Below are 16,035 nucleotides of genomic sequence, written 5' to 3'. Positions count from 1 at the left end.
ATCAAAAAAACTTCTGGTAAGCCGGCTGAGAGCAAATATGTTTTTTCATTGATAGGGCAAAAAGGACATTTTATAGTTTAAGAGAAAAAGCATCCATGATGCGGCTCTTTAATTCTAGAGGCATTTATGAAACTTTTATATACCGATATTCAATATAATCTAACAGAAATTTTAACTAAAGAAGCACAGTTGGCTGCTGAAGCAGGAAAGAGGGTCTTTTATATTGCACCTAATTCCTTGTCTTTTGAAAAAGAGCGGAGCGTTTTAGAACGTTTACCGCAGCAGGCTTCTTTTGCTATTACAGTGACACGTTTTGCACAAATGGCACGCTATTTTGTTTTAAATGAAATTAATCAAGGGGATACCATTGATGACAATGGGCTGGCTATGATTTTTTATCGTGCTTTATCCAGTTTTTCTGACCAAGAACTGCGTGTTTTCGGGCATCTTAGGCAGGATCCCCATTTTATCAAGCAGTTGGTTGATTTATATAAAGAATTAAAGACGGCTAATATGGCTGTTTCAGACTTGACAGCATTAAATACAGCTGAGAAAGAGGAAGATTTACTGGCTATCTTTTCCAAAGCCCAGACTCTTTTAAATGATGGTCATTTTGATAGTCAAAGTAAAATGGCTTTTTTTGCTGAGCAAATTCAATCAGGGCATCTCGATGCAGCTTTAGAGAATTTGGTTGTTATTGTTGATGGTTTTACTCGTTTTTCTGCGGAGGAAGAAAGTCTTATAACACTTTTGCATGAAAAGGGCGTTGATATTATAATTGCTGCCTATATTAGTCAAAAAGCTTATCACTCTACTTTTTCTAGTGGTAATATTTATCAAGCCAGCCTTGATTTTATCCGCGGACTGGCTCGTAAATTTCAAGTTAAACCAGAATACAGAAGTTCCCATCAGGAAAGTCAGCCGGCTTTTACAGCTCTTTCCCAACTTTTTGAAAGCCGTCATGACTTTTCAGACTCTCAGCAAGTCCTAACAGATGAAGATAAAAAACATTTTGCTGTCTGGGATGTTATCAATCAGAAAGAAGAAGTAGAATATCTTGCTAAAAGCATTCGCCAAAAGCTGTATGAGGGCTATCGCTACAAAGATATCTTAGTCCTTCTGGGTGATGTAGAGTCTTATCAATTACAGATAGGTAAAATTTTTGACAAATATGAAATCCCCTATTATTTTGGCAAGGCAGAGTCTATGGCTTCACATCCCTTGGTACATTTTATAGATAGTTTAGAGAGGGTCAAGCGCTACCGCTTTCGTGCTGAGGATGTTATAAACCTGTTAAAATCAGGCCTGTATGGGAAAGTTAGCCAAAATCAATTGGATAAATTTGAACAATACCTTATTTATGCAGATATTAAGGGACAGAGCAAATTTTTTAAGGATTTTACCTTAAATAATCATGGTCAGTTTAATCTTAAAAGTTTAAATAAGCTGCGATTTGAACTTATGCTGCCCTTGCAGCAACTGATGAAAGCAGGGCCTCAAAAAGGAGATAGCCTGCTTAAGAAACTGACTGCTTTTTTAGAGGCTGTTTCTTTGCCAGCTAATTTTTCAGCCTTAAGCAAAGATGCTAAAGAGACTGAACAGGAAAAGCAGGAGCAGGTATGGAAAACCTTCACCGGTATTTTAGACCAATTTCATCGTATTTTTGGTCAGCAGTCTTTAAGCCTGGATGAATTTTTAGCGCTCCTGCGCAGCGGCATGATGGCTGCAGATTATCGTCTTGTCCCTGCAAGTGTAGATGTTGTCAATGTTAAATCGTATGATTTGATAGAACCGCATACCAATAAGTTTGTTTTTGCGCTTGGCATGACTCAGTCTCATTTTCCTAAAATTGCTCAAAATAAGAGTTTGATTTCAGATGAAGAACGGATAAAAATCAACGAAACTACTGCGGAAAACCGTTATTTTGATATTATAGCGAAAGAAAATCTTAAAAAGAATCATTTCACGGCCTTGTCCCTTTTTAATGCTGCCACCCAAGAGCTGGTTCTAACCTTGCCGCAGATTTTAAATGAAACGGAAGACAGCAGATCGCCTTATATACTTGAATTGCAGGAAATGGGGGTTCCTATTTTTGAAAAAGGGCGCAGCTATTCAGCTGCCAGTCCAGAAGATATTGGTCATTATAAAGCGCTTTTATCGCGCGTGGTTGAACTGAATCGTTCAGCTATTGAGCAAGACTTATCTAAGAACGAGCAGACCTTTTGGTCAGTTGCTGTTCGCTATTTGCGTAAAAAATTAGCGGCAGAAGGAATCACAATACCTGACATTAATGATAATATACAGACAAAAGCAATTGCTCCTCAAGTCATGGCAGCCCGTTTTCCTGCTGATCAGCCCCTAAATCTATCCTCTTCTGCTTTAACAGCTTTTTATAATAACCAATACCTGTATTTTCTGCAATACATACTTGGCTTGCAAGAGATGGAAATGCTTCGGCCTGATGCTAGGAATCACGGGACTTATCTGCACCGTGTATTTGAATTGGTTATGCAGAATCAGTCAGACGCTGACTTTGATGGTAAATTAGATAGAGCTATTCAAATCACCAATCAAGAAGATCGCTTTTGGTCAGCCTATAGTGCAGATGCAGAAAGCCGCTATACTTTAGGTGTTTTAGAGGATATTGCCCGCAGCACCGCTGCTATTTTAAAAGATAAAAGTTCTATTCAAGTCACAAGTGAAGAGACAGCCTTTGACTTACTGTTAGAAAGAACGATAAAAATCAAAGGTGTTATTGATCGTATCGATCGGCTGTCAGACGGCAGCCTAGGAATTGTGGATTATAAATCAAGTAAAACGACCTTTGATCTCCAAAAATTTTATAATGGACTTAGTCCGCAGTTGGTGACCTATATAGAAGCACTTCGCGCTAATAAAAATGCGGATGAGACAGGAAAAATTTTTGGAGCCATGTATCTGCATATGCAAGAGCCTAAAATTGATTTAGCGAGTGTCAAGTCTATTGAAAAAATTCCAGAGAGTGCTCGGAAAGAACTGCGCTATAAAGGACTTTTCCTAGAAAATGAAAAAGGGTATTTGGCAGGCGGCCAGTACCATCTGTCAGACTCTGTCTACAGCCAAGAAGAAATGGACCTTTTGTTGGATTATAATCAAATACTTTATGAGCAGGCCGCTCAGCAGATTAGAAAAGGCCGCTTTCTTATTAATCCTTACAGTCAAGATGGCAAATCTGTCCAGGGTGAGCAGCTAAAAGCAATTACCCATTTTGAGGCTGATCGCCATATGTCCCATGCCCGCAGACTTTGTCAGTTGCCACGTGGAGAAAAACGCCAGGGCTTCTTAGAGCTGATGCAAAAAAAGAAAGAAGAGGAAGACAATGGCCTTTAAAAACTTTTTAACAGATCCAGAAATTGCTTCCTTACAAGCTCAGGAAGCTCAGTCTGATAAGAAACAAAAACGAACGCCAGAACAAATTGAAGCAATTTATACCGCAGGGGTAAACATGTTAGTTTCAGCTTCTGCAGGTTCAGGAAAAACCTTTGTCATGATAGAGCGTATTATGGATAAGATCTTACGCGGTATAAGGATTGATGAGCTTTTTATTTCTACTTTTACAGTTAAGGCTGCAGGTGAACTCAAAGAACGTTTGGAAAAGAAGATTACGGAACACATACAAAGAACTGCCGATAATAGCCTTAAGCAGTTTCTCAGTGAACAACTGCTTGGCTTACAGACAGCAGATATTGGAACCATGGATGCTTTTACACAAAAATTGGTAAACCAATATGGCTATACTTTGGGCATTTCGCCAAATTTTCGGATCATGCAGGATAAAAGCGAACAAGATATCCTTAAAAACGATGTTTTCAAGGATATCTTCACTGATTATATGGCAGGAGATCAAGCTGCTGCTTTTATAAAGCTTGTTAAAAATTTTGCTGGCCATCGTAAAGATACGAATCCATTTAAGCAATTGGTTTATAAGATTTATGATTTTAGCCAAGCGACAGACAATCCTACAAAATGGCTAGAGGAGAACTTTCTAAAGGGTGCTGAGTCCTATACCGATTTCTCAGCTGTTCCTGATCAAGAGATTAATGATTTTCTGACCAGTTTACATGATACGGCCGATGCTTTGCAGGATATAACCAATTTAGAAGATTACAAGCAGTTAACAGCTAAAGGAAAACCAACTGCCAAATATCAAAAGCATCTCAGCATAATCGAAAAGCTGCATGAATGGGCCTTGCATTTTGACAGTCTTTATGGACGAGAAGGTTTAGGGAAATTAGCTAATGATGTGAGTCAGCTTATTCCATCTGGCAATGATATAACTGTCGCCGGTGTTAAATATTCTGTCTTTTTCAGCCTTCGCAGCCGTTTAACAGCTTTTAAATATTTGGAAACCATTTTTAAATATCAAGGCGAAAGTCTGCCTTTGCTTCAGGTTCTACAGACTTTCATGCTTGATTTTTCAAAACAGTATCTGCAGGCAAAAATCCAGGAGAATGCTTTTGAATTTTCAGATATTGCTCATTTTGCTATTCAAATTTTAGAAGAAAATAAAACGATACGAGAGCTTTATGTGGATAAGTACCATGAGGTGATGGTTGATGAATACCAGGATAATAATCATACACAAGAACGTCTGCTAGAGCTCTTGTCTAACGGCCGCAATCGCTTTATGGTCGGGGATATTAAACAGTCTATTTATCGTTTCAGGCAGGCTGATCCGCAGATTTTTAATCAGAAGTTTAAGGATTTTCAAAGCCATCCTGAGCACGGTAAGCTGATCCTTTTAAAAGAAAACTTCCGCAGCCAATCGGAAGTACTAGATGCTACAAATAGTGTTTTTACACACTTGATGGATGAAGCTGTAGGAGAAATCCTCTATGATGGTACCCATCAGCTGCTAGCAGGCAGTCCAAAACAGCAAGTTTCCTATCCGCAAAATAAAACTCAATTGCTTATTTATGATAGCAATCTTGAGCCAGAAACAGGTGATAATCAGATCAGTCTTGGGGAAGTCCGGTTAGTGGTTAAAGAGATTATCCGTCTTCATAATGAAGAAAAGGTTCGGTTTGAAGATATCACCTTGCTGGTCTCATCACGTACACGCAATGATGACATTATGCAGGTTTTTGATCAGTATGGCATTCCTCTAGTAACAGACGGCGGTGAACAAAACTATCTTAAATCAGTAGAAGTGATGGTTATGCTGGATACCTTGCGTTCTATTGATAATCCTCTTAATGATTATGCCTTAGTGGCTCTCTTGCGATCCCCCATGTTTGCTTTTGATGAAGATGATTTGGCCCGCCTATCTCTGCAGCATCTGCCAGATCAACCTCAGCAAAACCTTTATGAGAAAATGGAGAATGCTAGAAATAATCAAGGACAGCATGCTGAACTGATGTCAGAAAAATTGTCTGCTAAATTAGCCGCCTTTTTTAAGGTTTTTCTCAGCTGGCGTGAATTTAGCCGTTTAAATTCACTGTATGACCTGATCTGGAAAATTTATAATGATAAATTTTACTATGATTATGTCGGCAGCCTCCCAAAGGCAGAGCAGCGCCAAGCCAATCTTTATGCTTTGGCTCTGCGTGCCAATAATTTTGAAAAGACTGGTTTTAAAGGTCTATCGCGCTTTATCCGTATGATTGACAGAGTTTTAGAAAGTCAAAATGATCTGGCTGATGTCGAAGTCATCCTGCCTAAAAATGCTGTAACTCTTATGACTATCCATAAAAGCAAGGGGCTGGAGTTCCCATATGTTTTTATTCTCAATAGTGATAAAAAATTTAGTATTCAAGACCTTACATCGCCTTTGATTTTATCGCGGCAAAATGGAGTTGGTATCAAATACGTAGCTGATATGAAAGAAGAGTTGGAAGAAAAGCTTTTGCCCTCTCTCAAGGTTAGTATGGAGACTCTTCCCTATCAGATAAATAAACGTGAACTGCGCTTAGCAACTCTGTCTGAGCAGATGCGCCTGCTCTATGTGGCTATGACCAGAGCTGAAAAAAGGCTTTACTTGGTTGGCAAGGGCAATCAGGAGAAACTGCTAGATAAATATAATGATAAATCAGAAAATAATCATCTAACAGTTGCTGACCGTGAGCGTTATTTAAGTTTTCAGGATTGGTTTTTAGCTATTCAAGCAGCTTTTCCTCAAAATAAGCTGCATTTTGAAACGCGATTTGTGACTGATCAGGATCTGACAGAAGACAAAATGGGTCAGCTAAGTGTACAGAGTCCTTATAATGCTGATGACCTTAAGGATAATCGCCAGTCAGAAGATATTGCGTCTGCTTTGGATAGATTGGAGGCAGTAGAAAAGCTCAATCAGCAGTATAAGGCAGCCATCAGCCTGCCAACTGTGCGTACCCCAAGTCAGATTAAGAAATTCTATGAACCTGTTATGGAAACAGAAGGTATAGAGGTGATGGAGCAGTCCCGCTTAGATAAGCACTCATTTGAACTGCCCGATTTTTCTAAGCAAAAGCCTATCGAGCCTGCAGCCTTAGGGTCCAGCGTACATGAATTGCTGCAGCGGCTGCATCTCAGCAAAGAAATTGATAAAGCAGCTGTTTTAGCTGCCTTAGATGAATTAGCGCTGGAAGAAGAAGTTAAAAAAGCTATTCAAGTGGATAAAATTTTATCTTTTTTCCAATCAACAGCTCTTGGCCGATTAATTCAGGAAAATAGCGATAAAGTCTATCGTGAAGCTCCCTTTGCAATGCTTCAAGAAGATCCGGCAAGCAAGGAAAATTTTGTTATCCGGGGCATTATTGATGGCTATCTGCTATTTGATGACCATATTGTACTTTTTGATTATAAAACCGATAAATTTACGAATGCTTTGACTATTAAAGACCGCTATAAGGACCAGATGTCCCTCTATGCCCAGGCTTTAAGGAGATCTTATGGTATATCAAAGATTGAAAAATATTTGATCTTACTTGGCGGACAGAAATTAGAGGTTATAGAAGTCTGAAAACGATAAGCGGTTAAATGCTGGAATTCTTTTGCATCAAAAGGACTTAAGGACTGCTTGATCGTTTAGACTGTTTCAGAGCTACTATAAAGAAAAGGCAGATCCCCCTAAAGTTGGACTTTTAGTCTAACTTTAGGGGGATTTTTAGATGAAATTCAGTTATGAAAATAAAATCAGTCTTCAATGTAGGAAAATAGTCTGTCTTATTTTTTCTTGCTGACATAACTCAGGCTTATCAATTTTTGATAAGACCTGTCAGATTGATTCATTTTGTTTGATTTCTGTTTGAATATCGAAAAAATAGAAAAAAAGGTATATAATAAGAGTGAAATGGAGAGAGATGAAGGAATGATTTTCTTATCACTTTCAAAAAACAGTAAAAGAAGGAGGAGAATATGAATAAAGAACAACGATTGGAAGAAATCAGCAGACTGATAAATAAGCGAGGAACTATTCGGGTTGCTGAAATTGTGGAACAGCTTCAGGTGTCGGATATGACAGTTCGCCGTGATTTGACAGAGTTGGAAGAACTAGGAGTATTAAAGCGTATTCATGGCGGTGCTAGGAGCAATAGTGCCTTTCAGTATAAGGAAATGTCTCATGAAGAAAAGCATTCCCAGCGCATTGAGGAAAAACGCTATATTGCCCAAAAAGCTGCTGCTTTAATTGAAGAAGGCGATACCATTTTTTTAGGACCAGGAACAACAGTCGAATTGTTGGCTGAAGAGATCAACAACAGTGTTTTGCAGGTCATCACAAATTGTCTGCCTATTTTTCAGATACTATTACAAAAAAAATCAGACAGCTTTCGGGTTCACCTTCTGGGCGGCGAAATGAGAACCATTACACAATCTTTTGTTGGGGAAATGACAAATATTGTTTTAGAGAAAATGCACTTTTCCAAAATGTTTTTTAGCAGTAACGGTGTTAAGAACAATGAAGTGATGACATCAAGTTTTCAAGAAGCCTATACTCAAAAAATAGCTCTTGGCAGGTCTGTTGAAAAATATTTGCTAATAGATGCTTCCAAAATAGATAAAGAAGATTTTACTTCTTTTTATCAATTGACAAGGCTGACTGCCTTAATTACAGACTGTCAAGACAGTGAAAAGCTTCAAAAAATTAGCAGCTATACCGAGATTATTAATTGACAGCGGTAAGAATAATGGAAATAGCACCTCGCTTTAAAGGAGCGTAAATAGGAGTCTTCTTATCCTAAGAGCTCAAGCTAACTAAATAGGGCAGTAAACAAGATAAGCTTATAAAAAAAATCAAAGGAAGCCAAGGACTTTGTCCTTGGCTTCCTTTGATTTTCTCAGCTATTTGAAAGACACAAAAGCTGGGAGAATTTCTGCTGATTTTAGTCAGCCTGAAATTTCCTTCTGCACAGTTCATGAGGTGCTTTAGCGCCAATCAACTGCTGCTTAAGTAGGATCTATTTAGCTGATCAATCACCTTTTTTTATGCGAGCAAAGCGAGCTCCAAACGAGACCTTCCGCCGTGATAAAAGAGAGCGGGACAGCAGTCAATAATTCGAAGACTTGGAAATAACCGATTTTTGTCTCACTTCTATTTTTGTTTATAGATGATTAAAATTCAAACAATAATTAATTCTGTAATCTTTTTAGCGGTAAATTTTTTGTGAAAAACAAAAAAATGTTTAAAAAATAAACAAAAACATGTTGACATTTTAAACAAAATATATTAAAGTAAAGATAAAGAAAAAGGAAAGCGCTTTTCTAAATAAAATAATTTCAAAGGAGAATACAAATGGCAATTATTGTAGGTGCTGATGCAGATGGCAAAAGACTTAAGGATGTTTTAAAAAATAGCTTGAAAGAAAGCGGTTACACAGTTCTTGATGTCAGTGAAAATAGTGAGAGTGACTTTGTTGAGGCAGCTATAGCTGTTGTTGAAGAAGTTAACAAAACAAAAGATAATCTTGGCATTATCGTTGATGCATACGGTGTCGGACCTTTCATGGTAGCTACTAAAATGAAAGGAATGATTGCTGCTGAGGTATCAGATGAACGATCCGCTTATATGACGCGAGAACATAATAATGCAAGGATAATCACTTTGGGCTCTGAGATTGTTGGCGATGGCCTGGCTAAGAATATTGCAAGGAACTTTGCAGAAGCTAAATATGATGGAGGCCGTCATCAAATCCGTGTGGATATGCTCAATAAAATGTGCTAAAGAGAAAAAAGAGAGTGAGGAATAAAGAAATGAAAATTGCTATTGGATGCGATCACATTGTGACAGATGAAAAGATAGCTGTTGCAGATTATTTAAAAGCACAGGGCTATGATGTTATTGATTGTGGAACTTATGATCATATTAGAACGCATTATCCTATTTATGGAAAAAAAGTCGGAGAAGCAGTTGTCAGTGCTCAAGCTGATCTTGGTGTTTGTATCTGCGGAACAGGTGTTGGGATCACAAATGCTGTTAATAAGGTACCAGGTGTTCGGGCTGCTCTTGTTCGCGATATGACTTCTGCGCTTTATGCTAAAGAAGAGCTCAATGCTAATGTTATTGGCTTTGGCGGCAAGATTGTCGGCGGACTTTTAATGAATGATATTATTGAAGCTTTTATCAAAGCTGAATATAAACCAAGTCAGAAGAACCAACAGTTGATTAAAAAAATAGCACAGGTTGAAACCCTTAATCAAAGTCAGGCCAATCCCCATTTCTTTGATGAATTTGTAGAAAAATGGAAGCGCGGAGAGTATCACGATTAAGCAAAAGAACAACAATAAGAAGCATAGTCTGTATCGGTCTGGACAAGTGTAGTAGATTTTGGTAATGAAAGCAGTGAGGTATAAAAAGATGGCATTAACAAAAGAAAAACGCAGTTATTTGGAAAAAGTCAGCAATTCAGCAGGTCTGATTTCTGCCTTAGCTTTTGATCAGCGCGGTGCTTTAAAGCGTATGATGGCGCAGTATCAAAAAGAAGAGCCGGCTGCTGAGCAAATTGAAGAGCTAAAAGTGCTGGTATCAGAAGAATTGACTAAATACGCATCCTCTATTCTCCTGGATCCTGAGTTTGGGCTGCCAGCTGCAAAAGCACGTGATAAAAATGCAGGTCTCTTATTGGCTTATGAAAAGACGGGCTATGATACAAAGACCAGGAGCCGTCTTCCAGATTGCTTGGGAGAATGGTCGGTCAAACGTTTAAAAGATCAAGGGGCTGATGCCATTAAATTTTTACTCTATTATGATATTGATGGTGATCCTAAGGTCAATCTTCAAAAGCAAGCTTATATTGAACGTGTTGGGGCCGAATGTAAAGCTGAAGCTATCCCTTTCTTTCTTGAAATTTTGACTTATGATGAAACGATAGCAGACAATTCAAGCAGTGCATTTGCCAAGGTAAAACCTCATAAGGTCAATGGAGCTATGAAAGTTTTCTCAGCTGAGCGGTTTGGTATTGATGTTTTGAAAGTTGAAGTTCCTGTCAATATGAAATATGTGCAAGGTTTTGCTGAGGAAGAAACAGTCTATACAAGAGCTGAAGCTGCAAAGGCCTTTTATGAACAAGAAGCAGCAACTCATTTGCCTTATATTTATTTGAGTGCTGGCGTCAGTGCTAAGCTTTTTCAAGAGACTCTTGTTTTTGCACGTGAAGCAGGTGCCAAGTTTAACGGCGTTCTTTGCGGCCGGGCAACTTGGGCTGGCTGTGTACAGGTTTATATTGAAGAAGGTAAAGCAGCGGCTCGTCAGTGGCTGCGTACACGTGGCTTTCAAAATATTGATGAACTCAATAAAGTTCTCAAAATGACGGCTTCATCTTGGAAGGAAAAAACGGATATTTAATCGTAATAAGGAGGTATATCATGAACAGAGAAGAAGCAACTCTTTTAGGATTTGAATTGTGGCCTATGCAGGTGATGCGCGCTCTAGATTGCTCGAAGCTTTAAATGCTGCTCAGGCAGGTGACTACGATAAGGCTGAAGAGCTGGTTTTAGCTGCTGATGATTGTATTGTCGATGCTCATAAAGCACAGACCAGTCTTTTAGCTAAAGAGGCACAAGGAGATGATATTGAACTCAGTGTGACTCTGATGCATGGTCAGGATCATCTGATGACCACGATACTTCTGAAAGATTTAATGAAACATTTAATTGAATTGTATAAAAGAGGGAGTTAAAAATGAACACTTTGATTGCTCAAATTGAAAAGGGAAAACCTTTCTTTGAAAAAATTTCGCGCAATGTTTATTTACGTGCGATTCGGGATGGTTTTATCGCAGGCATGCCTGTTATCCTTTTCTCCAGTATTTTTATCTTAATTGCTTATGTGCCTAATTCTTGGGGTTTTCATTGGAGCAAAGCAATTGAAAACTTATTGATGACACCTTACAATTACTCCATGGGAATTCTGGGCTTCTTTGTGACAGGAACAACCGCTAAAGCATTGACAGATACCATGAACCGTGATCTGGCAAGCACCAACCAAATCAATTTTATCTCAACAATGCTGGCAGCAATGGTAGGGTTCTTGCTGATGTCCGCTGCTCCTGTTAAAGAAGGCGGTTTTCTAAGTGCTTTTATGGGAACAAAGGGGCTTTTGACAGCTTTTATTGCCGCTTTTGTCACGGTTAATGTCTATAAGGTCTGTGTCAAAAATAATGTAACCATTCGGATGCCTGAAGAGGTTCCGCCAAATATTTCACAGGTTTTTAAAGATTTGATTCCTTTTACCCTGTCAGTCCTTATTCTTTATGCAGTAGAACTTGCTGTTAAAAATTTCCTTGGTGTTAATGTAGCTGAGTCTATTGGAACCTTATTGGCTCCTTTGTTCTCAGCAGCTGATGGTTATCTTGGAATTACTTTGATTTTTGGTGCTTTTGCCTTCTTCTGGTTTGTTGGTATTCATGGACCGTCTATTGTTGAGCCAGCTATTGCAGCTATTACTTATGCCAATGCAGAGGTTAACTTAAATTTGCTAAGGGCTGGGCAGCATGCAGATAAAATCTTGACGTCTGGAACGCAAATGTTTATTGTCACAATGGGCGGTACGGGAGCGACGCTTGTTGTTCCCTTCATGTTCATGTGGCTAACCAAATCAAAACGCAATAAGGCGATTGGCCGTGCCTCTGTTATTCCAACCTTCTTTGGGGTTAATGAACCTATCTTATTTGGTGCTCCGCTGGTTTTGAATCCTGTTTTCTTTATTCCTTTTATCTTTGCTCCCATTGTCAATGTCTGGATTTTTAAATTCTTCATTGATGTTTTGGGTATGAACAGTTTTACAGCTAATCTTGCTTGGGTAACACCAGCTCCGCTTGGTTTAGTGCTTGGAACAAACTTTCAAATACTTTCTTTTCTTCTAGCTGTCCTTTTGATTGCTGTAGATGCTGTTATTTATTATCCTTTTATCAAAGTCTATGATGAACAGATTCTTGCGGAAGAAACTTCTGGAACAGGCTCTTCAGATGCTTTAAAAGAAAAGGTAGCAGCTAACTTTGATACAAAGAAAGCTGATGCCATTCTTGATGGTCATAACCCAGCAGCAAAAGAACGAGAAGAGACAGCAGCTAAAGCTACAGCCAGCGTGGACAGCAGTCTCAAAGAGCCGATAAACGTCCTTGTTTTATGCGCTGGCGGCGGAACCAGCGGTCTCTTAGCCAATGCTTTAAATAAAGCAGCAGCAGAGTACGGGGCACCTGTCAAGGCTGCAGCTGGAAGTTACGGGGCTCACCGTGAAATTTTAGACCAATACCAATTGGTTATCTTAGCTCCGCAAGTGGCTTCTAATTATGAAGATATGAAGGCAGAAACAGATAAACTAGGAATCAAACTGGCTAAAACAGAAGGTGCTCAGTACATTGGTTTGACACGTGATGGCCAAGGGGCACTTGCCTTTGTAGAAGAACAATTTAAAGACTGAGAGGTCCTATTATGAGCAAAATATTACCTAAAGATTTTATCTTTGGCGGCGCAACAGCAGCTTATCAAGCTGAAGGTGCTACGCATACAGATGGGAAGGGCCCTGTTGCTTGGGACAGCTATTTAGCAGCTAATTATTGGTACACAGCAGAGCCTGCCAGTGACTTTTACCATAAATATCCTGTTGATTTAAAATTGGCAGAAGAATTTGGGGTCAATGGTATCCGGATTTCCATCGCTTGGTCACGGATTTTTCCAAAAGGTTTTGGCCAAGCCAATCCTAAAGGAATCGCATTTTATCATAAACTTTTTGCAGAATGCCGCAAACGTCATGTTGAACCCTTTGTAACTCTTCATCATTTTGATACCCCTGAGGCTCTGCATTCTAATGGCGATTTTCTTAACCGCGAAAATATAGAGCACTTTGTCCATTACGCTGAGTTCTGTTTTCAAGAGTTTCCAGAGGTCAATTATTGGACAACCTTTAATGAAATTGGGCCGATTGGTGACGGTCAGTATTTGGTGGGGAAATTCCCTCCGGGCATCAAGTATGATCTGGCTAAAGTTTTCCAGTCTCATCATAATATGATGGTCGCACACAGCAAGGCCGTTAAAGCTTTCAAAGAGGGCGGCTGTTCCGGTGAAATCGGTGTTGTCCATGCTCTGCCGACAAAATATCCCTATGATCCCAATAATCCAGGAGATGTTCGTGCTGCAGAATTGGAAGATATTATCCATAATAAGTTTATTCTTGATGCGACTTATCTGGGGAAGTATTCTGAGAAAACCATGGAAGGTGTCCGTCATATTTTAGCTGCCAATGGCGGAGAACTGGATCTTCGTGAGGAAGATTTTGCCGCTCTTGAAGCTGCTAAGGATCTCAATGATTTCTTGGGGATCAATTATTATATGAGTGATTGGATGCGTGCTTTTGATGGAGAAACTGAGATTACCCACAATGCCAAGGGGGCTAAAGGCGGATCAAAATACCAAATCAAAGGCGTCGGTCAGCGTGAATTTGATGTAGATGTACCGCGTACCGATTGGGATTGGATGATTTATCCGCAAGGCCTTTATGATCAGATTATGCGTGTCAAACAGGACTATCCAAACTACAAAAAGATTTATATTACTGAAAATGGCCTTGGCTATAAGGATGAATTTGTAGACCATACTGTTTATGACGATGCTCGTATCGACTATGTCAAAAAGCATCTTGAAGTGATTTCAGATGCTATAGCAGACGGTGCTAATGTCAAGGGATACTTTATCTGGTCTCTCATGGATGTCTTCTCCTGGTCCAATGGTTATGAAAAGCGTTATGGGCTCTTCTATGTTGATTTTGAAACACAGGAACGCTACCCTAAGAAAAGTGCCTATTGGTATCAAAAAGTAGCTCAAACGCAGGAAATAAACTAATTTTTGCCGCTCTTTCTTCCAATATTTTTAAGGAAGATCTAAAAAAGAGCCAAGGCCGCTAAATTTAAGAGATTCGAACACTCATTTGGAGTGAACGGCTCTCTTTTTTTGTATAAAGCATGAACAGCACCGATTTCACCAGAATACCGCAGGCAGTGCAAGGTGCTGCTGACCCAGTTTGAAGAGCTTTTCAAAGAGTATTAAGAGACCCAAAATGGCATAATCATGTTATAATAAAGTAAACCGATAATTCGTTTAAAAGGGGAAATCAGCTCAAAGTATATTGATATATTGCTGCGGTCTAGGCGGAAACAAAGATTTTGTAACATACTGTCAGCCAATTAAATGGCTAATTTTTATAATATCATACAAGAGGTGCTTTATAAAAATGAATAAGAAGACTTCAATCCTGTCAGGGTTACTAGCTATTATCACAATAGGAGGCATAGCAATGTTTAATCCCTTTACAGGAAAAGACGAACCCATACATAAGCATGAACAGGATAGGGTCGCTAAATATCTTGTTGAGCATTATGAATTAGCAAATGGTGATAAAATTAAAACGGTAGAGGTGACAGAATTTCAGAAAAATGACATGACTGGTTTCTGGAGAATTACGACGAAGGTTAATAACAAATACTATATTTCTTTTAGTAAAAAACAAATCGGTGATGAATTGGAAGGGGAAGGATATTATCCAAATGAAATAAAAGATCGCTCAGAAAGTAGTCAAGATAGCAATATGAGAAACGTTAAGGTTATCTATTTAAAGGAGTAAAAGTAATATGGTAACAGATAAAGATGATAATAAGACTGTTAAAGAAGTTTATCATGTGGATTCTAGAAAGGCAGATAATCCCGTTAGAAAAGGAGATACCGTAGTGGAGGGGCAGTACAAAGTAAAAGACAACACAAATATAAAAGAAAAACAATTCAGACGCAATGAGAATATTTTGGCATCTTTTTTTATGCTGTCCTATTTTTGGCTACTCATTTGTTTGTATTCATGGGATGGGGGAACGATCATATTTATTAGTATTTTCACCTTTGGGCTTCCTTTGCTGTACTATGGATTTCCTTTCCTTAGTATTATCATGTTAACGAATAATAAACTAACTATTAGCATTGGTTATTTATCTAGTTTAACTGCTATTTTCTATCTTATTTTTGCTCTTTCAAATTTTCCATTGAAGCAAATAACTGATGAGGCAGGGCATACAGCAACATTAACTTATTGGCATTCTTTTTCAGTTATTCTATCTATAATAGTCTTTTTATTAATAGCTACCCTGTTGTTTCTTTATAAAATATTTCAAGGGAGGTGTCCATGGAAAAATGGAAAAAGCCATTAGCGCTGGGCGCTATTGGAGCATTATTAATTTTAGGAGGTTGTAGTATGTTTGGAAGTAAGAAGGAAACATTGACCAAAGAACAACAGGATAATGTGGTTAAAAGGATAGTTAAAGATTATGATATTCAGAGTATCGAATTTACACAATTTAGTCAAGATAGGAAAACGGGAACATATTTGTTGAATATAAAAATAAATGGGAGCAGTAAGCTTGAAACGACTCTTCCGTTTAGAAACTTAGAACGATTGAATAATGATTCTGATTCCATAGGACTTAACCCTGTGGATAACTTTGAACATATTGAAAGAAAACAATCATTGGAAAAAATAGATATTTCTAAAATAAAAGTAACTTATCTGGAGGAGTAGTATGCCAATCACAGAAGAACAAA

Annotated in this window: 11 protein-coding genes and 1 pseudogene; all 12 read left to right on the top strand. The window is 38.5% G+C overall.

What is annotated here, in order from left to right:
- The first annotated feature begins 126 nt into the window (after window positions 1–126).
- Window positions 127–3,369, top strand: a complete 3,243-nt coding sequence (gene rexB, locus STRMA_RS04425) for an ATP-dependent nuclease subunit B (protein WP_003080354.1) — start codon at window positions 127–129, stop codon at window positions 3,367–3,369.
- Entirely contained in the window at window positions 3,359–6,979 is a 3,621-nt protein-coding gene (addA, locus tag STRMA_RS04420) for a helicase-exonuclease AddAB subunit AddA (protein ID WP_003080540.1), read from the top strand. The genes rexB and addA overlap by 11 nt, the downstream gene beginning before the upstream one ends.
- Before the next feature lie 395 nt (window positions 6,980–7,374).
- Window positions 7,375–8,130 (top strand): transcriptional regulator LacR, encoded by a 756-nt coding sequence (gene lacR / locus STRMA_RS04415; RefSeq protein ID WP_003080678.1) that lies wholly within the window; start codon window positions 7,375–7,377, stop codon window positions 8,128–8,130.
- A gap of 619 nt (window positions 8,131–8,749) precedes the next feature.
- Complete coding sequence (gene lacA, locus STRMA_RS04410) at window positions 8,750–9,178, top strand: galactose-6-phosphate isomerase subunit LacA (RefSeq protein WP_003078619.1); 429 nt, start codon at window positions 8,750–8,752, stop codon at window positions 9,176–9,178.
- A gap of 29 nt (window positions 9,179–9,207) precedes the next feature.
- Window positions 9,208–9,723, top strand: coding sequence for a galactose-6-phosphate isomerase subunit LacB (gene lacB, locus STRMA_RS04405; protein WP_003081547.1), 516 nt, complete (start codon window positions 9,208–9,210; stop codon window positions 9,721–9,723).
- Between the two features lie 88 nt (window positions 9,724–9,811).
- On the top strand, window positions 9,812–10,798 hold the full coding sequence (gene lacD, locus STRMA_RS04400) for a tagatose-bisphosphate aldolase (protein WP_040841781.1): 987 nt from the start codon (window positions 9,812–9,814) through the stop codon (window positions 10,796–10,798).
- A 20-nt stretch (window positions 10,799–10,818) separates the two neighbouring features.
- A pseudogene (lacF, locus tag STRMA_RS04395) lies at window positions 10,819–11,132 on the top strand (PTS lactose transporter subunit IIA).
- Between the two features lie 2 nt (window positions 11,133–11,134).
- Window positions 11,135–12,874, top strand: a complete 1,740-nt coding sequence (locus STRMA_RS04390; protein ID WP_003082388.1) for a lactose-specific PTS transporter subunit EIIC — start codon at window positions 11,135–11,137, stop codon at window positions 12,872–12,874.
- A gap of 11 nt (window positions 12,875–12,885) precedes the next feature.
- Window positions 12,886–14,292, top strand: coding sequence for a 6-phospho-beta-galactosidase (gene lacG, locus STRMA_RS04385; RefSeq protein ID WP_003080136.1), 1,407 nt, complete (start codon window positions 12,886–12,888; stop codon window positions 14,290–14,292).
- 388 nt (window positions 14,293–14,680) lie between these two features.
- Window positions 14,681–15,070, top strand: a complete 390-nt coding sequence (locus STRMA_RS04380) for a hypothetical protein (protein ID WP_115277012.1) — start codon at window positions 14,681–14,683, stop codon at window positions 15,068–15,070.
- Window positions 15,071–15,077: 7 nt separating this feature from the next.
- Window positions 15,078–15,644: a hypothetical protein gene (locus STRMA_RS04375; RefSeq protein ID WP_003080813.1), complete on the top strand. Its 567-nt coding sequence runs from the start codon at window positions 15,078–15,080 to the stop codon at window positions 15,642–15,644.
- Complete coding sequence (locus STRMA_RS04370; RefSeq protein WP_003078539.1) at window positions 15,620–16,012, top strand: hypothetical protein; 393 nt, start codon at window positions 15,620–15,622, stop codon at window positions 16,010–16,012. The genes STRMA_RS04375 and STRMA_RS04370 overlap by 25 nt, the downstream gene beginning before the upstream one ends.
- The last annotated feature ends 23 nt before the right edge of the window (window positions 16,013–16,035 follow it).

It is taken from the genome of Streptococcus macacae NCTC 11558 (genome assembly GCF_000187995.2).
GTDB lineage: Bacteria > Bacillota > Bacilli > Lactobacillales > Streptococcaceae > Streptococcus > Streptococcus macacae.
Note: the sequence above shows the minus strand (reverse complement) of the source record. Positions and strands in the feature narration are given on the sequence as shown.